At 72.4% G+C, this 20,103-nt stretch carries 13 protein-coding genes, 1 pseudogene and 1 riboswitch; of the genes and pseudogenes, 5 read left to right on the forward strand and 9 right to left on the reverse strand.

The window, feature by feature from the left end:
• Positions 1 to 260 precede the first annotated feature (260 nt).
• Together groL and thrC are read right to left on the reverse strand one after the other, a co-directional pair.
• Positions 261 to 1,883 (reverse strand): chaperonin GroEL, encoded by a 1,623-nt coding sequence (gene groL / locus MXD61_RS02410; protein WP_175084902.1) that lies wholly within the window; start codon positions 1,881 to 1,883, stop codon positions 261 to 263.
• A gap of 488 nt (positions 1,884 to 2,371) precedes the next feature.
• Positions 2,372 to 3,658 (reverse strand): threonine synthase, encoded by a 1,287-nt coding sequence (gene thrC / locus MXD61_RS02415; RefSeq protein ID WP_163550659.1) that lies wholly within the window; start codon positions 3,656 to 3,658, stop codon positions 2,372 to 2,374.
• A gap of 8 nt (positions 3,659 to 3,666) precedes the next feature.
• Positions 3,667 to 3,786, reverse strand: a riboswitch (SAM riboswitch).
• Positions 3,787 to 3,918: 132 nt separating this feature from the next.
• Between thrC and MXD61_RS02420 the strand changes: the two genes are divergently transcribed.
• Together MXD61_RS02420 and MXD61_RS02425 are read left to right on the forward strand one after the other, a co-directional pair.
• Complete coding sequence (locus tag MXD61_RS02420; protein WP_248811228.1) at positions 3,919 to 4,716, forward strand: HAD family hydrolase; 798 nt, start codon at positions 3,919 to 3,921, stop codon at positions 4,714 to 4,716.
• A 158-nt stretch (positions 4,717 to 4,874) separates the two neighbouring features.
• Positions 4,875 to 6,311 (forward strand): annotated as a pseudogene (locus MXD61_RS02425) (trehalose-6-phosphate synthase); the annotation flags it as partial.
• 152 nt (positions 6,312 to 6,463) lie between these two features.
• On the opposite strand, the gene otsB reads toward MXD61_RS02425, so the two are convergent.
• The 3 genes from otsB to MXD61_RS28625 form a co-directional block, all read right to left on the reverse strand.
• Entirely contained in the window at positions 6,464 to 7,342 is an 879-nt protein-coding gene (gene otsB / locus MXD61_RS02430) for a trehalose-phosphatase (protein WP_248811229.1), read from the reverse strand.
• 83 nt (positions 7,343 to 7,425) lie between these two features.
• Positions 7,426 to 8,088 (reverse strand): LytR C-terminal domain-containing protein, encoded by a 663-nt coding sequence (locus tag MXD61_RS02435; RefSeq protein ID WP_248811230.1) that lies wholly within the window; start codon positions 8,086 to 8,088, stop codon positions 7,426 to 7,428.
• Positions 8,089 to 8,095: 7 nt separating this feature from the next.
• A complete protein-coding gene (locus MXD61_RS28625; protein WP_374628303.1) occupies positions 8,096 to 8,626 on the reverse strand; it encodes a DUF3263 domain-containing protein in 531 nt (176 codons plus the stop codon).
• 283 nt (positions 8,627 to 8,909) lie between these two features.
• On the opposite strand from MXD61_RS28625, the gene MXD61_RS02445 reads away from it, so the two are divergent.
• Positions 8,910 to 9,305, forward strand: a complete 396-nt coding sequence (locus MXD61_RS02445; protein WP_248811231.1) for an RNHCP domain-containing protein — start codon at positions 8,910 to 8,912, stop codon at positions 9,303 to 9,305.
• 238 nt (positions 9,306 to 9,543) lie between these two features.
• On the opposite strand, the gene MXD61_RS02450 is transcribed toward MXD61_RS02445, so the two are convergent.
• Complete coding sequence (locus MXD61_RS02450) at positions 9,544 to 10,800, reverse strand: Glu/Leu/Phe/Val dehydrogenase (protein ID WP_248811232.1); 1,257 nt, start codon at positions 10,798 to 10,800, stop codon at positions 9,544 to 9,546.
• Positions 10,801 to 10,996: 196 nt separating this feature from the next.
• On the opposite strand from MXD61_RS02450, the gene MXD61_RS02455 reads away from it, so the two are divergent.
• Positions 10,997 to 12,511: a glycosyltransferase family 87 protein gene (locus MXD61_RS02455; RefSeq protein ID WP_248811233.1), complete on the forward strand. Its 1,515-nt coding sequence runs from the start codon at positions 10,997 to 10,999 to the stop codon at positions 12,509 to 12,511.
• Here the strand turns inward: MXD61_RS02455 and mptB are convergent.
• The gene (gene mptB / locus MXD61_RS02460) at positions 12,420 to 14,000 is read right to left on the reverse strand and encodes a polyprenol phosphomannose-dependent alpha 1,6 mannosyltransferase MptB (RefSeq protein WP_248811234.1); all 1,581 of its coding nucleotides are present in this window, start codon (positions 13,998 to 14,000) and stop codon (positions 12,420 to 12,422) included. The genes MXD61_RS02455 and mptB overlap by 92 nt on opposite strands.
• A gap of 155 nt (positions 14,001 to 14,155) precedes the next feature.
• On the opposite strand from mptB, the gene MXD61_RS02465 reads away from it, so the two are divergent.
• Positions 14,156 to 15,955: a hypothetical protein gene (locus tag MXD61_RS02465; RefSeq protein ID WP_374628306.1), complete on the forward strand. Its 1,800-nt coding sequence runs from the start codon at positions 14,156 to 14,158 to the stop codon at positions 15,953 to 15,955.
• A gap of 273 nt (positions 15,956 to 16,228) precedes the next feature.
• Here MXD61_RS02465 and MXD61_RS02470 read toward each other — a convergent pair whose 3' ends face one another.
• Complete coding sequence (locus MXD61_RS02470) at positions 16,229 to 18,178, reverse strand: NAD-binding protein (protein WP_248811235.1); 1,950 nt, start codon at positions 18,176 to 18,178, stop codon at positions 16,229 to 16,231.
• Positions 18,175 to 19,740 (reverse strand): PP2C family serine/threonine-protein phosphatase, encoded by a 1,566-nt coding sequence (locus MXD61_RS02475; RefSeq protein WP_248811236.1) that lies wholly within the window; start codon positions 19,738 to 19,740, stop codon positions 18,175 to 18,177. The genes MXD61_RS02470 and MXD61_RS02475 overlap by 4 nt, the downstream gene beginning before the upstream one ends.
• Between the last annotated feature and the right edge of the window lie 363 nt (positions 19,741 to 20,103).

Raw genomic sequence — 20,103 nt, forward strand, 5'->3', positions numbered from 1 at the left:
ATCCCCAGGTTCAGTCGAACCTGCGTGATGAATGCCTCTTTTCTGGCATTGTTGCTGCGATCAAGCGGTTCGGGAGGACCACCACAGAAACGGCGAAAGGCGACTCCGCGTCGAAGCGGAGCCGCCTTTCGCCGTTACCATTCGTGCTGTGTCGACGCGGTGCGGGTGGTGCGCCGCCCCACCTCGACCCGGCCGAGCCCGGCCTGATGTGGCCGGGACGGCCGGTGGTGCCGAGCTGACGTCCTGAGACTGGAGGAGTCTCAGAAGTCCATGTCGCCGCCGCCGCCGGGGACGGCGGGGGCCGGGTTCTTCTCCGGCTTGTCGGCGATGACGGCCTCGGTGGTGAGGAACAGGCCGGCGATCGACGCGGCGTTCTGCAGCGCCGAGCGGGTGACCTTGGCCGGGTCGATGATGCCGGTGGCGATCAGGTCGACGTACTCACCGGTGGCGGCGTTGAGGCCGTGGCCGGTGGGCAGGTTGCGGACCTTGTCGACCACGACGCCACCCTCGAGACCGCTGTTGAAGGCGATCTGCTTGATGGGGGCCTCGAGCGCGAGGCGGACGATGTTGGCGCCCGTGGCCTCGTCGCCGGAGAGGTCGAGCTTCTCGAAGGCGGTGATCGACGCCTGGAGCAGCGCGACGCCACCACCGGCGACGATGCCCTCCTCGACGGCGGCCTTGGCGTTGGAGACCGCGTCCTCGATGCGGTGCTTCTTCTCCTTGAGCTCGACCTCGGTGGCCGCGCCGACCTTGATGACGGCGACACCACCGGCGAGCTTCGCGAGGCGCTCCTGGAGCTTCTCGCGGTCGTAGTCCGAGTCGGACTTCTCGATCTCGTTGCGGATCTGGCTGACCCGACCGGCGATCTGGTCGGGGTCGCCCGCACCTTCGACGACGGTGGTCTCGTCCTTGGTGACGACGATCTTGCGCGCGCGGCCGAGCAGGTCGAGCGAGGTGCTCTCGAGCTTGAGGCCGACGTCCTCGGAGATGACCTGGCCACCGGTGAGGATGGCGATGTCACCGAGGATCGCCTTGCGGCGGTCGCCGAAGCCGGGAGCCTTGACCGCGACGCTCTTGAAGGTGCCGCGGATCTTGTTGACGACCAGGGTGGCCAGGGCCTCGCCCTCGACGTCCTCGGAGATGATGACCAGCGGCTTGCTGGTCTGCATGACCTTCTCCAGCAGCGGGAGAACGTCCTTGACCGCCGCGATCTTGCTGTTGACGATCAGGATGTACGGGTCGTCGAGGACGGCTTCCTGGCGGTCGGCGTCGGTGACGAAGTACGGCGAGATGTAGCCCTTGTCGAAGCGCATGCCCTCGGTGAGCTCAAGCTCGAGACCGAAGGTGTTGCTCTCCTCGACGGTGACCACACCCTCCTTGCCGACCTTGTCCAGCGCCTCGGCGATGAGCCCGCCGATCGCGGGGTCGCCGGCCGAGATGGAGGCGGTGGAGGCGATCTGCTCCTTGGTCTCCACCTCCTTGGCCTGCTTGGACAGCTCCTCGGAGACGCGCTCGACCGCGACCTCGATGCCCTTCTTCAGGCCGAGGGGGTTGGCGCCGGCGGCCACGTTGCGCAGACCCTCACGGACCAGCGCCTGGGCCAGGATCGTCGCGGTGGTGGTGCCGTCACCCGCGACGTCGTTGGTCTTCTTCGCGACTTCCTTGACGAGCTCCGCGCCGATCTTCTCGTACGGGTCCTCGAGCTCGATCTCCTTGGCGATGGAGACACCGTCGTTGGTGATCGTGGGGACGCCCCACTTCTTCTCCAGCACGACGTTGCGACCCTTGGGGCCGAGCGTGACCTTGACGGCGTCGGCCAGCTGGTTCATGCCGCGCTCCAGGCCGCGCCGAGCCTCCTCATCGAAGGCAATGATCTTCGGCATGGTTTCTGGGTCCTCCCAGTGGGATGGCAGGTTCGATGGCCTGGCCACAACGACGCCCGCGACGGACGGCTCCCGCCAGCTCCGGCCAGGTGCGGACAAACCGCCATGACAGCCGGGAGGACTGGGCAGCCTCGCCGTTTCAGCCTTGGCACTCCCATCACGAGAGTGCCAGCTCATGTTTAGCACTCACCCTGGGAGAGTGCAAGCGCGCCCTCGGTCGGCGAGCCCCGCCGCACCCGCTGTTCCCCGTCCCGAGCCGCCCCCGCAACCGGCTGGGCGACCGTTCGCCCCCTGCTGTTCCCCTCGTCCGCGTCCGGCGGCGCCGACAGCCGCTTCTAGAACATTTCGGACGCCTCCTGGACGCCTCCTGGACGCCCGCTGGGTGCCGCTGGACGTCGGCGGACGTCGCACCACAGCCCCGTGACCAGGGGTCAGGCACGGGGGCCGTGGGCAGGGGGCAGGGGGCAGGCACGGGGCCTGGGCAGGCCTCAGGCGGCGGAGTCGTCGCCCAGGCCGGCGGCCTCGAAGGCGCGCAGGGAGGGCTTGATGGTGGCGGTGGGGCCACCGGTCTCGACCAGCGGGTCGAGGGTCTTCAGGCCGTCACCGGTGTTGTAGATGACGGTCTCGGCCTCGGGGTCGAGCAGGCCCTCGCGCAGCAGACGGCGCAGAGTCGCCACCGTGACGCCACCGGCGGTCTCCCCGAAGATCCCCTCGGTGCGGGCGAGCAGACGCATGCCCTCGAGGATCTCGGGGTCGGTGACGTCGGTGATCGCGCCGCCGGTGCGGCGGGCGACGTCCAGGGCGTAGGGGCCGTCGGCGGGGTTACCGATGGACAGCGACTTGGCGATCGTCGACGGACGGACGGGGGCGACGGTGTCGACCCCGCGGCTGAAGGCGGCGGCGACGGGGTTGCAGCCGGCGGCCTGGGCGCCGAAGACCCGGTAGGGGGTCGGCTCGACCAGGCCGAGCTTGCCGAGCTCACCGAACGCCTTGTCGACCTTGGTCAGCAGCGAGCCGGACGCGATCGGCACGACGACCTGCTGGGGGAGCCGCCAGCCGAGCTGCTCGGCGACCTCGTAGCCCAGCGTCTTGGAACCCTCGGCGTAGAACGGGCGCACGTTGACGTTGACGAACGCCCACTCGTACTCGCCGGCCAGTTCGCTGCACAGCCGGTTGACATCGTCGTAGGTGCCCTGGATGGCGACCAGGGTGCCGCCGTACACACCGGTGGAGACGGTCTTGCCGGCCTCGAGGTCGTGCGGGACGAGGACGACGGAGCGCAGCCCGGCACTGGCGGCGTGCGCGGCCACCGACTGGGCGAGGTTACCGGTGGACGCGCAGGCCACCGTGGTGAAACCAAGCTCACGGGCGGCGGACAGGGCGACCGAGACAACCCGGTCCTTGAACGAGTGGGTGGGGTTGGCGCTGTCGTCCTTGACGTACAGCGTCTTCATCCCGAGTTCGGCGGCCAGCCGCGGGGCGTGGCGCAGCGGCGTCCAGCCGGCACCGAGGGAGACCCGGCGGGACGGGTCGTGGCCGGCGGGCAGCAGGCCGACGTAACGCCACAGGTTGCGCGGGCCGGCCTCGATCGACTCCCGGGTGACCCGGCGCAGCAGGTCCGGGTCGTAGGAGATCTCCAGCGGGGCGAAGCACTCGACGCACACATGGCTCGGTGACAGCGGGTAGGTCGCTCCGCAGTGGCGACAGGACAGGCCAACAGCGGGGTTGGCCACGTCCAGGGCGGAGGCGGTGGCGCGCTCGGGCGCGAGAGTCATGGAGAAGCTCCTCATCTTTCCCGCGGCAACCTGCCACAGGTCGGAATTAGCACCTGCCGCGCACGCACAGCGTGCGGGTGGTTGCCGGGGCTTCGCCGGGCCGTTCCCTCTGCCCCTCTGGATGAGCCAGATGAAGTTGTCTGTCCGTACTGTAGACCGCGTGCCCGAGATCGTGCACCGATGTTTCCTGGTTCACGGTTGTGTGTCGCATCAGCCAGCGTCCCACCGGGTGCCGTCCTAGGACCAGGGAGTTCATAACAGTGAGTGTCCGCGTCGTCTACACCGATCTTGACGGCACGATGGTCGGGCCCGGGGGCTGCTTCTTTCTCGCCGAGGGCGGGGGGGTGACCCTGGAGCCCGCGCAGGCACTCATCGAGCTGCACGCCGCGGGAGTCCTGCTGGTGCTGGTGAGCGGGCGCACCCGGCCGCAGCTGCTCGAGGCGGCGCAGATCTTCGGCGCGGACGGGTTCATCGGCGAGCTCGGTGCGATCGTCGGCTGGAACCGCGGGCGCGACAGCGAGATCCTGCGCGGTGCGATGCCGTCCGACTTCGACCAGGTCCCACCCGTCCTGCTGGACAAGCTGATCGACCGTCATCCCGGTGAGCTGGAGCTGCACACGCCCTGGCACACCGGGCGTGAGATCGATGTGATGCTGCGCGGGCGGATCGAGGTCGCCGAGGTCGACGCGTGGCTCACCGAGATCGGTTTCGGCTGGCTGAGCATGCGCGACAACGGGCTGATCTCGCCGTCGCACATGCCGCACCTCGGTGGCCAGCCGCACGTCTACCACCTGGTGCCAGACGGCGTCAGCAAGGGCGACGCCGTGGCCTACGACCTGCGCCGACGTGGGCTGTCGCCGACCGAGGCGATCGCGATCGGCGACTCGGCGAGTGATCTGGAGATGGCCGCGCACGTCGGTCGGATGCACCTGGTCGCCAACGCGCTGCGTCATCCCAGCATCCCCGGGCTGCTACCGAAGTACGACAACGTCGCCGTTGAGGACGGCTCCGTCGGCGCCGGTTGGGCCAATGCGGTGCGTCAGGCCATCGTCGGCTGAGAGTCGCCGAGGGTTGCCTCGGGTCGATGGTGCGCGGGCGGTGGCCGTCCGGCGAAAAGGCACCGGTACCAGCGAGAGACCGACATCTGGGCTGAGCGGTGCGCCGGAGCGGGCCTTCGCGGAGGCGCAGATGGCCTACTCTCCGCTGTGTGCAACGCATGTCGGACGTCACACACAGCACCGCTGCGGCCCCTGCCCCCGCGCCCCCGGACGCCGCCCCCGAGCCGGCGGCCCCTGCTCTCGAGCCCCCGGGGCCCGAGCCCTCGGCTACCGGGACGGCGCGGGTCCTCGTCGCGTCGAACCGTGGGCCGGTCGCGTTCGCCGATGGTCCGGACGGCGAGCTGCTGCTGCGACGTGGCGCCGGCGGGCTGGTGTCCGGGCTCGGGCAGGCGGCCGCCGACGCGCCGCCGGACGCCGACCGCCTGGTGTGGGTGTGCGCGGCCCTGGGGGACGCCGATCGGCGGGCGGCGAGCCGGGCGCCCGGCGGGCGGCTCGACCGGGCCGGCTTCGACACCGGCCGCGCCGCGGTGCGCATCCTCGACATCGATCAGGAGATCTTCGACCGGGCCTACAACGCCGTGGCGAACCGGGTGCTGTGGTTCGTCCAGCATCTGTTGTACGCGCCGGCGTCGCAGCCGGTGTTCGGTGCGCGGTTTCGCCAGGACTGGGCCGCCTACCAGGCGTACAACGCGATGTTCGCCGAGGCGCTGGCGCAGGAGGCGGCGCCCGGAGCCTGCGTCCTCGTGCAGGACTACCACCTGATGCTCGTCCCCGGCCAGCTCCGTCGGATGCGCCCTGACCTGCGGATCGCCCACTTCAGTCACACCCCGTGGGCGCCACCGGACTACTTCCGGATTCTGCCCGACGACGTCCAGGCGCAGCTGCTGCACGGCCTGCTCGGCGCGGACCGACTGGGTTTTCTCACCGATGCCTGGGCCGACGCGTTCGAACAGTGCGCCGAGGCGCTGCCCGGTGTGGCCGTCCACGACCGTCAGGTGCGGGTACTGGCGCAGGCGGACGGGGCGCAGGCGGACGGGGGACGGCTGGTCCGGATCGGCGTCCATCCCCTGGGGGTGGACGTGGGGGAGTTGCGGGACCGGGCCGCGCAGGCGGATGTGGCCGGGCGGGCGGCGGAACTCGCGGCGCTCGCCGGCGGACGACGGCTGATCGTGCGGGTCGACCGGACGGAGCTGTCCAAGAACATCGTGCGGGGCCTGCTGGCCTACCGTGAGCTGCTGCGCGCCCAGCCGCGGTGGCGCGGGCAGGTGATGCACCTGGTGTGTGCCTATCCGTCGCGGCACAACCTGCCCGAGTACCGCGAGTACACCCAGGCGGTGCGTCGGCTCGCCGCCGAGATCAACGACGAGTTCGCCGAGGACGACTGGTGTCCTCTGCACCTGGAGGTGACCGACGACTATCCCCGCTCGATCGCGGCGCTGTCGCTGGCCGAGGTGCTGGTGGTCAACCCGGTCCGGGACGGGATGAACCTCGTGGCGAAGGAGGGGGCGGCGCTGTCCCGCCGCGACGCGGTGCTGGTGCTGTCCCGGGAGGCCGGGGCGTACGCCGAGATGGGTGGGGCCGCGCTGGTGGTCAACCCGTTCGACGTGCAGGCGACGGCGGCGGCCCTGCACATGGCGCTGATCATGCCGGCCGCCTCCCCCCGCGTATCTGGTTCACCGACCAGCTCGCCGCCCTGGTCGCCGCCCGCTGACCGGCGGGGCCTTCCCGGTCAGCGGGGCCTTCCCGGTCAGCGGCTCAGGCGCTCGATGAGGACCTCGAGCAGGGACACCATGCCGGCCGGGCCGCCGACGACGAGATCGGCCCGTTCCCGCACGGCGTTCGGCACCTCGGGGCTGTCGCTGCACACGGCGATCCCCGGCACACCGGTCGCCCGCAGCTCCTCGACGGCGTCGAACGCCGGCAGATCACCGAGATCGTCCCCGGCGACCAGCACCGAGCGCGCACCGCGGGCGGCCACGAGCTCCCGTAGCGCACCGCCCTTGTCGTGGCCGGGGGGACGTAGCTCGAGCACCCTTTTGCCGGGGGCCGCCTCCAGGCCGTTCTCCGTCGCGAGCGTGGTCAGCGCGGGGGAGAGCGCGGCGAGGGCCGCGTCCGGATCGGCCGCGCGGCGCACATGGACGACCAGCGCGTGGTGCTTGTCCTCGACGACGGTGCCGGGCGGCGCGTCCCGCAGCACCCCGGGCAGCGCCGCGCGCACGGCCGCGACACCGGGCAGCGGATCGGGGCTGGTGGTCTCCCGTCGCTGGGAGTCCCAGCGCTGCAACCCGTACTGGCCGAGGATCACGAAGTCGCCGAGGTCTGCGAGCTTCTCCAGCCGGGTCAGTTCCAGCACCGCGGCCACCGGTCGGCCGGTGATGATGGCGACCGTGCCCACCAGCCGGGAGATCGCCAGCAGTGCCTCGACCGCCCCCGCCGCCGGAACGGCGTCAGCGGGACGGGCGACGATCGGGGACAGGGTGCCGTCGTAGTCGAGGGCGACCAGCGCCCGCTGCGGTGCGGTCAGCAGGGCGGCGAGCCCTGCCCCGCCCGCGGGGGTGCGCGGCGCGGGCTGCGCCGGCCGCGCGGGCTGGTCGGAGGCGGGCTCGTGGCGGGTGGATTCGGTCACGGGGCCTTCCCGGGTCGATGTCGGAATGGTCGAGTTCCGGCGGACACGCCCACTGTGGGATGTCGCGACCGGCGATCAGGCGATCATTTTTCCGGGTCTGCGGGGAAGTCGCGCGTAATGACGAGAATCAGCGGATCCTCGACGACGATGCGGGTCTCTGACCTGGGCACGATCTTTTCGATACCCGGGACGGCGTCCTTGAGGGTCTGGGCGGCCTGCTCCTGACCGTCGGCGTAGTACACGGTCGTGACCGGGACGTTGTAGGTCGACAGGAAGTTTCCCGTCCGCGAGACCGTGAAGCCGGTGTCGGTGAGCTTCCTGGCCGCGGCCTCGGCCAGGCCCTTGATCTGCGATTTGTTGAGCACCGCGATCGGGGTCGACACCGCGGCGCCCGGTCGTGCGCCCGGACCCGCGGCCGGCTGTTCGGGCGGCGGAGTCGGTGCCGGGGTGGTCCTGACCGGATCGGGCCTCGCCGGCGCCGACGGTGTCGCCGTCGGCGAGGCGGTGGCCGACCGGATGGTCGAGGGTGACGTGGTGCCGAGGGCGGTGTCCAGCGGGGTGCGGCTCGGCGCCGCGGCGGACGCGTTCGGATCCTTCGTGGCGTCTTCCCCGTTGACCAGGTTCACGACCAGAATCCCGACGAGCACGGCGAGAATCGCGATGATCCCCGCCCACACGCCGCGTAGCCGCGACCCCCGCCCCGCCGGCGCGCGTCGCTGCCCCGGAGCACCTGTGCCATGCGCCATGCGGGAACTACTCCTCGTCCCGGTCGCGCCGGCCGGCTCGTGCCGCCCGCCGCTGCTCACGTAGCCGACGTAGCCGACGGACGAGCATCGGGTCGGTGACCAACGCCGCCTCGCTGTCGATCAGCCGGTTGAGAATCTGGTAGTACCGCGTCGACGAGAGGCCGAACTCGGCCCGGATCGCCTCCTCCTTCGCCCCCGGATGCCGCCACCACCCCTGCTCGAACGCCAGGATGCGAGCATCCCGCTCCGACAACCGAGGCTCGCGGACCTCCGGCCCCCCGGCCCGCTCGGCCTCACCAGTCCGCTCGGCCTCACCAGCCTGTTTGGCCTCACCAGCCTGTTTGGCCTGTTCCGCCTGTTCGGGCCGCTCCGGCTGCCCGGTGTCGCCGGGCTGCTTTACCAGTTCGGACGGGCTCGCCGGTGCGGGCCGCCCTGGTTGTTCGGGGTGCCCGGGGTGCTCCGGCCCCGCGGGCCGGTCAGGCTGGGCTGGCTGTTCGGAAGGTCGGGGTTCGGAAGGTCGGGGTGCGGCGGCCTGCACGGTGCGACCTCCTCGAGACGCGGGTGGGACGACGGGCGCGACCGGACGTGGGTGAACCCCGCCCGGTATGACTCGACGCCCACTATTTCACCCCGTCGGTCCGACATCCTCGCTCCTCCCCACCCACACGTCCCATCCACACACGTCCGGCCCACACGGCCCACCCACCTACGTCACCCACAGGAACGACAGCAGGATCACCATCCCGCCCGCCGCCGTCCTGCCAGCACCTTTGATGTCGGTGGGCGCGGGTCTTCGGGGGTGTGCGCACTACGCTGACGGGGTGACGCGGCGCTTCACCCGGGTGCGGGAGGACTTCACCTGCCTCACCTGCGGGCTGGATGTGCAGGGTAACGGCTACAGCAATCACTGTCCGCGTTGCCTGTGGTCACGACACGTGGATCGCAACCCCGGCGACCGGGCGGAGGCGTGCGGCGGGGCCATGCGGCCGATCGCCGTCGAGTTCGGGGCGGACCGAGCGGTGCTCACCCATGCCTGTGAGCGCTGCGGGAACCGGCGTCGTTGCCGCACGTCAGCCGCGGACGACGGGGACGCGCTCCTCGCGGTGGCCGCGGCCGCCGCGGCCGAGGTGGAACGGACCGGTCAGCTGCCCCCGGCACCGTCGCGGCCGTCGTCAGCCGCCACCAGAACGCGCAGGTCACGGGGGCAACGCGGGTAACACGGGCAGCGGCGTCCATCCTGCCTGCCCCGGACGTCCGAACGCCCGAACGGTCCGGGCCCTGGGGGAGCGGCCGGGATCCGTCCGGGCGCTGTCCGGAACGTGCGCCGGACAGGTGAACGTGGCGCCGGACAGGTGTGGGACGTGGCGCCGTGCTGGTCGGGGATGTGTGGGCCGGCCCGGCCCGGGACCCGGGTCTGGGTGATGGGCCGGTCCGGCGGTGGGGTGGGTCGGACGGTCAGGGGTAGAGGCCGCGGGTGCGGTGGGCCTCGGCTACTCGGCTCACGCCGATGCAGTGGGCGGCGTTGCGCATGCTGATGCCCTGGGTCGTGGCCAGCATGGCGACCTCGCTGTAGGCGCGTTCCATCAGGGCCGCGAGGCGGTCGTTGACCTCGTCCTCGGACCAGAAGTACGCCTGGATGTCCTGCACCCACTCGAAGTAGGAGACGGCGACACCGCCACCGTTGGCCAGGATGTCCGGGACGATCAGGATGCCGCGGTCGTCGAGGATGCGGTCGGCCTCGGCGGTGATCGGGCCGTTGGCGCCCTCGACGATGATCTTGGCGCGGACGCGGTCGGCGTTCTCGATGGTGATGACGCCTTCGAGTGCCGCGGGGATGAGTACGTCGACGCCCAGTTCGATCAGGTCGTCGTTGGTGATGCTGTCGGTGCCGGGGAAGCCGACGACGGTCTCGGCGCCGTCGGCGAGGTGGCGGATGAGGGCCGCGGGGTTGAGGCCCTGCGGGTTGTGGACGCCACCCTTGACGTCCGAGACGGCGACGACCCGGCAGCCGGCGTCGTGCAGGTACTGGGCGGCGAGCGCCCCGACCTTGCCGAAGCCCTGGATGGCGACCGTCGTCTCGTGCGGGTCGCGCCCGGTCTGGCGCAGCGCGGCGAAGACCGCGAGCTGCACACCACGGCTGGTCGCCCCGGCCCGACCGGCGGAACCGCCGATCGACAGGGGCTTGCCGGTCACGACGCCGGTGGCGATGTGGCCGGTGTGGGTCGAGTAGGTGTCCATGATCCAGGCCATGGTCTGTTCGTCGGTGCCGACGTCGGGGGCCGGGATGTCCTTCTCCGGGCCGATCAGTGGTACCAGTTCGGCCGCGTAACGGCGGGTCATCCGCTCGCGCTCCTGACGCGAGAGCATCCCCGGCTCCACCGCGATGCCGCCCTTGGCGCCGCCGTAGGGGATCCCCATCAGCGCGCACTTCCAGGTCATCCACATCGCCAGGGCCTTGACCTCGTCGAGGTCGGTGCTGGGGTGGTAGCGGATGCCGCCCTTGCCCGGACCGCGGGCGAGGTTGTGCTGGACGCGGTAGCCGGTCAGCACCATCAGCTGCCCGTCGTCCCGTAGCAGGGGCACGCTGACGGTGATCGACCGTCGAGGCGTGCGGAGCAGTTCGTGCATTCCGTCGTCGAGACCCAGATGCTGGGCCGCGTTCGCCAGTTGAACGCAGGCCGTGTCCCATGCTGAGCCGGATCCGAGGATCACAGGCACCTCCACGGCGCGTTTCGAGTCACCCTCCGCCGTCGGACGCGCCGCCCGGTCCGCCGGCCACGGCGTGCTCCGTTGCACGCCATGGGCAGTGACTCGATATGGCGGAAACAATAGGTGACAGCGGCGGGACTCCGCCGAGCGCATCGGGGTGAGCCATCGCGCATCACGGGCCCCGGGTACGTTCGCGGACGTGCGTGCGCGCCGATCGGCCTTCCTGCCCGGGCCACGCCGCCCGCCGCCGCCGGCTCCCCCGGCCGCCGCGGCGCCGTGTGCCGGGGGGACCGGCGCGTTCACCGGCCCAGGCCGGACAGCTCCGGGCTGCCCGCGCGCCGGCGCCGGTCGGCTGGTGGTGGCCTGGCTGGTCACGCGTGCCCTGCTCACTGTCCTGGTACTGACCGGGCAGACGTTCGGTGCCCAGCAGAACGTGCGGGGGGACCTGCGGATCTACGCGGACTGGGCGAGCACGCTCGGTCACGGCGGCGGGCTGCCGGTGGGGGACGAACGGTGGCAGTACCCGCCGGCGGCGGCGGTCGTGTTCGTCCTGCCGGAGCTCGCGCACGCACTTTCGGCGTTGTCCTATCGGGTGGCATTCGTCTGCCTGGCCCTGCTGGTCGACGCGGCGGTCACGGTCGCTCTGGCGCGTCGCGGGCGGGACGCCGCCTGGTTCTGGACGCTCGGCCTGACCGCGCTCGGGCCGGTGGCACTGGCCCGTTTCGATCTGCTGCCGGCCGCCGCCGCACTGGCCGCCGTGCTCGCCGTCGCCCGTGGACGTCCCGGCCGGGCCGGGTTCGCGATCGGCGTCGGCGCGGCGTGCAAGGTCTGGCCGGTGCTGATGCTCGTCGCGCTGCCCCGTCCGAGGTCGTGGGCGCCGTTGCGTCGCCTGCTCGGCGGGCTGGTGGGCGCGGTGGTGATGTTCGGTGCGGTACTGGTGGCCACGGGATGGTGGCGGGACGCCTTCGGCTTCGTCGGCGCCCAACAGGCGCGCGGCCTACAGGTCGAATCGGTCGCGGCGACCCCGTTCGTGCTCGTCCACATGGCCGGTGGGCCGGGTCCGCGGTACTCCTACGGCTCCCTGCAGTTCGACGGACCATGGGCCCGGGCCGTCGCGACGGCCTGTTCGCTGACCGAGGTCGTGGTGATCGTCGCCGCGGCGCTGTGGTGGTGGCTACGCGCCGCACCACCCACCGAGTGGCCGTCCGCTCCCGGGCTGACGGAGGCTGGGCCGTCCGAGGCGGGGTCGGCGGGTGCGCGGGCGGTCGCGGAGGTGCTGGCCAGCCGGGCGTTGGCGTTGGTGCTGGTGGTGGTCGTCACCGCCCGGGTGCTGAGCCCGCAGTACCTCGTCTGGCTGCTGGCGCTGGCCGCCGCGGTGATCGCCGTGCGGCCGGCCGGTGCCCTGCCCGGTGAACCCGGTGAACCCGGTGGGCTTGGTGGGCTTGGTGAAGGGGCGGGGAGTCGTTCCGTACGAGCGGCGGCGCGTCGGGGCGGACGGGTGGCGGTGGGTCTGCTGGCCGTGGCCGCGGTGTCCCAGCTGATCTATCCGTGGCGGTACAACGACGTCGTCCAGGGCCGGATCGTGCTCAGCGTGCTGCTGGTGCTCCGCAACCTGGGGATGGTCATCGTGTGCTGGTGGGCGCTGCGGGCCGTCGCCGGGCCGCCACCATCGCGGCGCGGCCACCCCCCAGCGCGGCCGATGCCACCACCGTGACCAGCAGCGCCAGCCCGACCGGCCCCAGCAGCCGCCACGTCGCGGCCAGCGGCGACAGCGTCGCCAGGCACAGCCACACCGACGCCACGATGGCCCCCACCGCCGCCGCACCGAGCGGACCGGCCGCGGCGAAGGTGCGCGTCCGCGCGGGCAGTTCGGTGCGCAGCACGGCGAGGATGGCCAGCGCCGGCAGGCAGGCCGCCAGATACCAGGGATAGACCACCGGATTGGCCAGGGCCACCGCCAGCCCGCCGTACCCGACCACCGCGAGATCAGGCCGGACCATCCCGGGCGCCGCGTCATCCGAGGTGGGCGTGGGGGGGCGGCGCCAGGTGCGCAGGACGAGCCCGACGAGGAACGCGGCCGCCAGGGCCAGACACAGGTCACGCGACGCCTTCAGGGTCGTCTCGGCGGCGGTGTGGATGCCGACGAGGCCGAGCAGCGCGTGGATGGCGTGGGCGAGCAGTGAGGCGGGGGCGATGCCGGTGCTCAGGGCACCGGAGGTCGCCAGGGCGTGCACCCAGGTGGGCCCGAATCCGGCGGCGACCGTGCACAGGGCGGTGGCCACCGCGATGGCCACGACGTCCGCCGCGAGCCGGATCATGGCGTCCGGTACCGGCCGCGGGCCGCGCCGGGCGTCGAGCAGATGGGCGACGACCAGCCAGACGACCACCGGCAGCGCCGTCACCTTCACGTTCCCGGCGAGTGCGGCGAGCCCCGTCGCCCCGGCCCCCACCAGTACGGCCGCCCACCGGCCGCCGCCGTCGGTCCTGGCGGCGTCCCGCGTCCGGCCCTGGAGCAGGAGCGCGGCGACGACGAGGGCCGCGGCGGCCGCGTCCAGGTGGGCGCCGCCGACAAGATGGACGGCGAGCACCGGGTTCGCGGCGACCAGCACCGCGACGACCGCGCGTCGCCGCGGGTCACGGCCCGCCAGCCGCAGCGCGCCGGCGATCAGGGCGAGGACGGCGACCACGGCGAACACCCGCAGCGCCACGACCGTCCCGGCTGGTCCGCCGCCCACCACCGCGGCGACCTTCTCCACGGCCACGGCCGCGCCGCCGTAGGGGCTGTGGGTGAGCGTCCAGCGGGGGTCGACGGCGCGGACGAACACCGGTCCCGATCCGTCCACGGCACCGGACGTCGCGAGGGCCGCGATGCCGTGCCTGGCCGGGTCCAGGCCGAGACGGGCGAGTTCCCCCTGACCCGCGTAGGCGTAGACGTCCCGGCTGAAAAGAGGCGGACCGAGGGCGAAGGGAAGGGTCCAGGCGAACGCGGCGGCCAGGCCCGTTCGGGTGGGTACGCGGCCGGCCAGGGCGGCATATCCGAGTGCCGCCCAGCATCCACACAGAGTGATGATCCCCAGGGCGGACAATCCGGCCAGGATGCCCCTCGTGGTCTCGCCCGGTGGTGCCGATGGGAGAATTCCCCACCAGGACGTCGGGTCGGTGACGTTCAGATCACGTGGCCCGAGCCGTCCCTCGGTGATCATGGCTGTGACCGCGGCGATGGCACCGGCGATGACCAGTGCGAGGACCCAGACCGGCGTGGTGACGTCCGCGGCCCGTTCGCCCAGGGGCGGGTCGCCGGGAGATGATCGGTGCGATACGGCGGACGGACCGTCGGCGATGGCGGGGGAGGACGCGTGTGACTGCGCTCGCCTCGACCGGAGCTGCCGTACCCGCCGACCCCGACGCGGCGTCGGCTCCGCCCTCGGGGGGCGTCCCTGCTCCCCAGGCCGCTGTGGTGTCCCTGCCGGAGCCGGTCGGGACGGGGTCCGCGCCGCTGGGCGAGACCGGGCTTCGGGCGGCTCCACCTGGCCAGGCCCCTTTCCTTGCGCTTGGGTCATCGCGACGCCGCGGGCGGTTCGTCCGCGGCCTGACCGTGCTGGTCGCGATCGTCCGCCGCTGGCCGTGGACGCTGACCGCCGCACTGTGCCTGCTGTGCCTGGGTCTGGCGGTGACCGGCCCCGACACACCCGCCCAGGAATACCGTGTGTGGCTGTTCCGCCACGGAGGGCCCGTCCTCTGGGACGACCAATGGTACGGCGGACATACCATACCCGGGTACAGTGTGCTGTTCCCGCCGCTGGGTGCGCTGCTCGGGGCGGAGCTGCTGGGCGCGCTGTCGTGCCTCGCGTCCACGGTCATCGTCACCCGCCTGTTGCGGGGCCCGCGGGCGCGCGGCGGTCACGACCTGGTGCTGGTCTGGTTCGCCGCGGCCACCGTGGCCAACCTCGTGGTCGGGCGGATGCCCTTCGCCCTCGGGATGGCCTTCGGCGCGCTGGCGCTGCTGGGCGCCCGGGAGCGACGCACCCGGCTGACCTGGGCCGGCGCGGTGCTGTCGTCGCTGGCCTCGCCGCTTGCCGCCGGGTTCGTGCTGCTGGTCGGGCTCGCACTGCTGGCGACCATCGGCTGGCGGCGTGTGGTCCCGTTCGCCGGCGCCCTCGCCGGCATCATCGTCGCGCTCGCCTTCCCCGAGGACGGCTACCAGCCGTTCCCCGCCATCACCTACCTGTCGCTGCTGGCGTTGATCGGGGTGGGGCTGCTCGTCGTCCCACCGCAGGCCCGGGCGATCCGGCACGGTCTGCTGCTGTGGGCCGCCGCCGCGACCCTGTTCTTCTTCGTCCCCACCCAGATCGGCGGGAACATCACCCGCCCGGCCACCCTGCTGGCCGGCCCCGCCGCGGCGCTGCTGCTCGCCGACCGCCGCCGGGTACTCGCCCTCGTCGCCATCCCGCTGCTCGGCTGGCAGATCGGCCCGATCCACGGTGCCCTGCTCACCCGGGGCGACCCGTCCGCCAGGTCGAGTTACTACACCGGCCTGCTCGACTACCTCGACCGGGGCACGCCCGTCCCCGCCGGACGCGTCGAGGTGCCGTTCACCGAGGCCCACTGGGAGGCCCGCTATGTCGCGCCGTCCGTGCCGATGGCCCGCGGCTGGCTACGCCAACTCGACAGCAAGTACAACTCCCTGTTCTACGACGGGACGTTGAGCGCCGCGACCTACCACCGTTGGCTGCTCGCCCGTGGCATCCGCTATGTGGCCCTGCCCGACGTCGACCTCGACCCGTCCGCCGTCGCGGAGGCGGCCCTGCTGCGCGCCGGTCTGCCCTACCTCGATCTCGCCTGGCAGGACGCCCACTGGAAGGTCTGGCTGGTCAAGGACTCACCCGGTCTGGTGCAGGGCCCGGCGAGTCTGACCGAACTGGGTGTGAGCTCCATCGGCGTCGACTTCCGTTCCCCCGGCATCGCCACCGTCCTGGTCCACTACACCCCCTACTGGCGGCTGTCCCAGGGCCAGGCCTGCGTCTTTCGCGCCGCCGGCGGCTGGACCGGCATCGTCACCGAATCCTCCGGTCCCGTCCGCCTCACCGCCCGCCTCTCGGTCGACGGCCTCACCCGGGCCAGCGCCCTGGACTGCCCCGTCGACCAGCGCATCTCCTGACCAGCACGGCGGCCCGCTTCGTCATCATGGCCGGATCGCTGCCGGATCGCTGCCGGATCGCTGCCGGATCGCTGCCGGATCGCGGGCAAGATCACGACATGCCGAGGGTTGTTCAAGGATTCCGGCCTCGGCGCACCGAACAGTCCTCGGCATCCGGCCGAACAGCCCTCGGCATCCGGCCGCGGGACGGCGGGACGGCCCGGCGGCCCGGCGGGACGGCTCGGCGTGACGGCCCCATGCGGGCCGGGGGGTGCCGGACCGACTCGGGTGCCGTCAGGTTGGCTCGTCGAGGCGGACGATGCGAAGGCCCGCGTGGGCGAGGATGGTCGGCATGGTGCGGATGACCTCGCGGTCGCGTTCGCGGTCGACCTCGGTGAGGGCCTCCCAGGCGACCATGGAGGGGTGGCGGCGATCCGAGCCGCTGTCCTGACGGACGGGGCCGAAACGGTAGCCCTGGGCGGTGCGTTCTCGCAGCCAGCGTTCGTGTTCCAGGTGGGCGAGGCGTTCGACTTCGGCGTCGGTGAAGGCGAAGGCGGCGTCGGCGGTGCCGGCGGGCAGCAGCATCAGGTTCTGCGCGCGCAGGATCTCACCGAAGCCGGCGACCTGATCCCGGTTGGAGGCGCGCAGTTCGTCGGGTAGCTCGTCCCAGGGGACCATCGAGCGGCGGGAGCCCAGCTCCGCTCCGCGCCGCAGCTCGGAGTCGAGGAACCTGGCATGGGAGGTCTGCGCGAACCGTTCGATCAGATCGGTGTCGCCAAGGTCGATGGGGAGCGCTTCATCGTTCACGGCGAAGAACCGTACGCTGCCCTGGAGATCCTCGAGCAGCGGGCGGGGGCTGGTCGGTGGCTGGTGCGCGGAGCCGGGCTGGCCGAAGACCTCCTGGAGGCTGAGCTGACGGTCGGTGCACACGACGACGGTGCTGCGGCCGACGCCGAACCGGTCGTTGACGAGCTGAGCGGCGTCCAGGCCGGAGAGCAGGGCCTTTTCCTCGTCGTCCTGGCAGACGTAGATGAACTCGGGCGGACCACCCGGACCCCCTGACCCCGGCGGACTGTCCGGGCTGTCGGAGCCCTCCGGTGGGTCTGGGCGGGCGGCGGCGAGGACAGCCGGCGTCAGCTCACCGTGCGGGGTGTCATGGCCGGTGAGGTGGATGCGGGCCAGGGCCGGCTCGCGGGTTCGTAGTGCGGCCAGCTGGGCGGTGGCGGTCGGGTCGGACACGGTGATGGGCAGCAGTGGTCCGTTCGGGCCAGCGTAGGACGACCAGCGACGGGCCAGTTCGAGGACGAGGGCCCGGCCGAGGCGGGACAGACCGAGAACCACCAGCGGGGCCGGGGCCGGCCTGGGCGACGGTGGTGGGGGAGGCGTCGGGCCGTCGGAAGGATCGGCGCTGGCCCAGTCCGGGGGGTGTCGGGCGAGCATGGCGTGCGCGCCCAGCACCTCGACGGCGAAGAAGTCGAGGCGGAAACCGGTGTCGTCGCTGAGGCCGATCCGCCGGGCGCGCAGATGGGGGATCAGGGAGAGATCGCCCACCTGGGCCAGGCAGCGCAGTGGCTGGTCCCCGCGGGCGGCGGCGAGGCGCCGGGCGGCCAGGGCGATGGCCAGGTTGGCCGAGGTGTCCGGTAGGCAGCCGTAGACGACCTCGGCCCGGGCGATGCCGGCCTGGGCGAGGACCAGCGGCTCCATCGGATCGCCGACGACCCGCAGCAGCCCGGGTGGGAGTTCGGTGTCCGGGTACTCCCGCTCGGCGTCCTCGGCGACCAGCACCACCCGTCTGGACCAGGAGAGCCGGTCGACGAGGGCGGTCGCGGTCGGGCCGCAGCCGCAGACGACCACGTGATGGCGGGCGCGGCGGGCCCGGAAGCGCTCGAAGCGCTGCGCGAAGACGGTGCTGACGGCATCGGCGACACCGACCGCGGTGGCGATCGGCGCGAGAAAGCGGGCGATCTCCAACGACAACGGGTAGTGACCGAGATTCTGGAAGATCGTGCCGTCCGCGATGAACAGGGTGGCGGCGAAGAACACGACGTTCGGCCAGCTGAACGTCGCCGGGTCGGCGTGGAACTCCCGGTAGGCGCCGATCAGACCGAGGGTGAAGGCGATGATCCCGAGCACGGCGAACGCGCCGAGCAGGTGATGTCGTAGCCATCGGGCCAGCCGTCCAGCCAGCGCGAGCGGAGCCGCTGTCGCGGGATGCGGCCGGTTTCCCTGCCGGCCGGATGTCACCGCCCGGCGGGTTCGGACACCAGATCGGCGACGACGATGGTGGTGTCATCCCGGGCCCCGGCGAGCAGCGCGGCCTCGACCAGCGCATCCGCGGCCCGTTCCGGCGGCTCGGAACCGAGTTCGCTGAGCAGGCCGTCGAGCTGCTCGGGTGACATCACCTTGGTGATGCCGTCGCTGGCCAGGACGACCCGGTCCCCGGCGCGGACCGGTTCGCTGAAGATGTCGGCCTCGATCTCGTCGGCCAGTCCCACGGCGTTGAGCAGCGGGCCGTTGCGGATCGCGTGCGGGGTGGTGAGCGCACGGGGTCGACCCCGTCCCGGCTGCAGCCAGACCGAGCTGTCCCCGACGTGGGCGACGGTGAGGAACTCCCCGGTGCTCTGCTGCCGGCCGAGGATGACGACGTCCAGCGTGCAGGCCATACCCAGCCAGGTCGGTTCCTCGCGGGCCCGTCGACGCACCTCATGGTTGGCGCGTGCGACCGCGCGGCGCAGACCGACCAGCGGATCATCGGCGTACTGCGGACGGAAACCGGCGACGGTGGTGACGGTCAGCGTCGAGGCGATCTGGCCGGCCGCCTCGCCACCCACCCCGTCCGCCACGGCGAGCAGGCCGTCGACGACGACGAAGGCGTCCTCGTTGGGACCGCCGCGCTTGCCTCGCCTGGTCCGCCCGGCGGCGGCCAGGCGCAGCGGGGCGGCCGTGGTGCGCTCCGGCTCGGTCGCGATCAGGTCCGCGGCCTGCTCCCGAGGCGGGCCTGACGAGATCGTCGCCGCGGTGGAGCTGGCCTCCCAGCGTGGGTCCACCCCGTCCGTACGGCGGGGGCCGGTGCCAGCGATGCCCGCCGGGACCGGCGCGCCCTCGGCGGGGGTGACCGGCGGCGCGGGCGGCGGCGTGCGGGCCGTGCGCGGCGGTGCGAGGGGGTGCTCGCCGGTCTGGGGGTCGAAGTAGCGGGTCGCGTTCTCCCGCTCGTCCTCGTAGGAGGGCAGCTGATGCGGCGGCGTGGCCGGCGGTGGCGTCCAACCGGTCTTGTCCGGATCGCGAGTGTCGTCGTATCCGCCGTGTGGCACCTGCGCGGTCACGTCCCCTCCCCCTGGTGCGCCCGCATTGCTGCCGCTGTCGATGTGCCCCGACCATCCGGCTGACCGCCCAGATCGCGGGTCGTGGACCGGGGCGACCCCGATGCCCCAGTCTTCATGATCGTCCCATGGGTTGGCGGCTTGCGCCGACGGCGTGTCGGCATCGGCCGAGTCGGACACCGGCGTGGCCGCGGCCGCGGCCCGCCCGGCGCCGGGGGTGGCGGGGGCGCCTGCCGTGGCGGCCGCCGGCACCGCCACCGTGGGCGCCACGCCGGTGTCAGCGAGATCATCGGGAGCGGGCGGTGGCGTCGCGCTGCCCGCGGGTTCGTTGATCGGCACTGTGCCGGACGGATGGCGCTGCCGGTCAAGACCGCGAGCATGGCGCTGGCCGGTGCTGCGGGGAGGCCGCTTGCTGAGGACTCCGAAGACCACCGCGGCCACCAGCACCACGACGATCAGCATGATCGGCACCAGCGTGCTACCCATGGCCTCCGTCCTCGCCGAACCAGTTCACGATCACGCTGTCGGACGTGTCGCCGGGTGTCGCTCCTTCATACCCAAAGGCACCGCCGAGCCGAAGGCCCCGCGCATGTCACGACACCGACACAGACGTGCGTTCACGACCGCGAGGTGTCCGACGTGCGCTCCAGGACCCGAAGCCGGGTGCGTTCCGGCAGCGGACACAGGCCCGAGGCCGGGCGCGATCCGACACCGGTGCGGGTCATTGTTCCAGACTCCTCCGATCTCGAGTAGGGCGAACCGTGCGACGGCGACGTTCCAGTCGACGCCGCTGGCGCCAGTACGGCGCGCCCGGGTGTCTCCCGTGGCCGGCCGCGCTGCCGGGGGTGA

This window comes from Frankia sp. AgPm24 (assembly GCF_023243055.1).
In the GTDB taxonomy this organism is placed as follows: Bacteria; Actinomycetota; Actinomycetes; order Frankiales; family Frankiaceae; genus Frankia; species Frankia umida.

Bases quoted from the DNA above. Each gene is read 5' to 3' on its own strand.
- groL (WP_175084902.1), bottom strand. From the start codon at position 1,883: ATGCCGAAGATCATTGCCTTCGATGAGGAGGCTCGGCGCGGCCTGGAG.
- mptB (WP_248811234.1), bottom strand. From the start codon at position 14,000: ATGATCACCGAGGGACGGCTCGGGCCACGTGATCTGAACGTCACCGAC.
- MXD61_RS02475 (WP_248811236.1), bottom strand. From the start codon at position 19,740: ATGGGTAGCACGCTGGTGCCGATCATGCTGATCGTCGTGGTGCTGGTG.
- thrC (WP_163550659.1), bottom strand. From the start codon at position 3,658: ATGACTCTCGCGCCCGAGCGCGCCACCGCCTCCGCCCTGGACGTGGCC.
- MXD61_RS02435 (WP_248811230.1), bottom strand. From the start codon at position 8,088: ATGGCGCATGGCACAGGTGCTCCGGGGCAGCGACGCGCGCCGGCGGGG.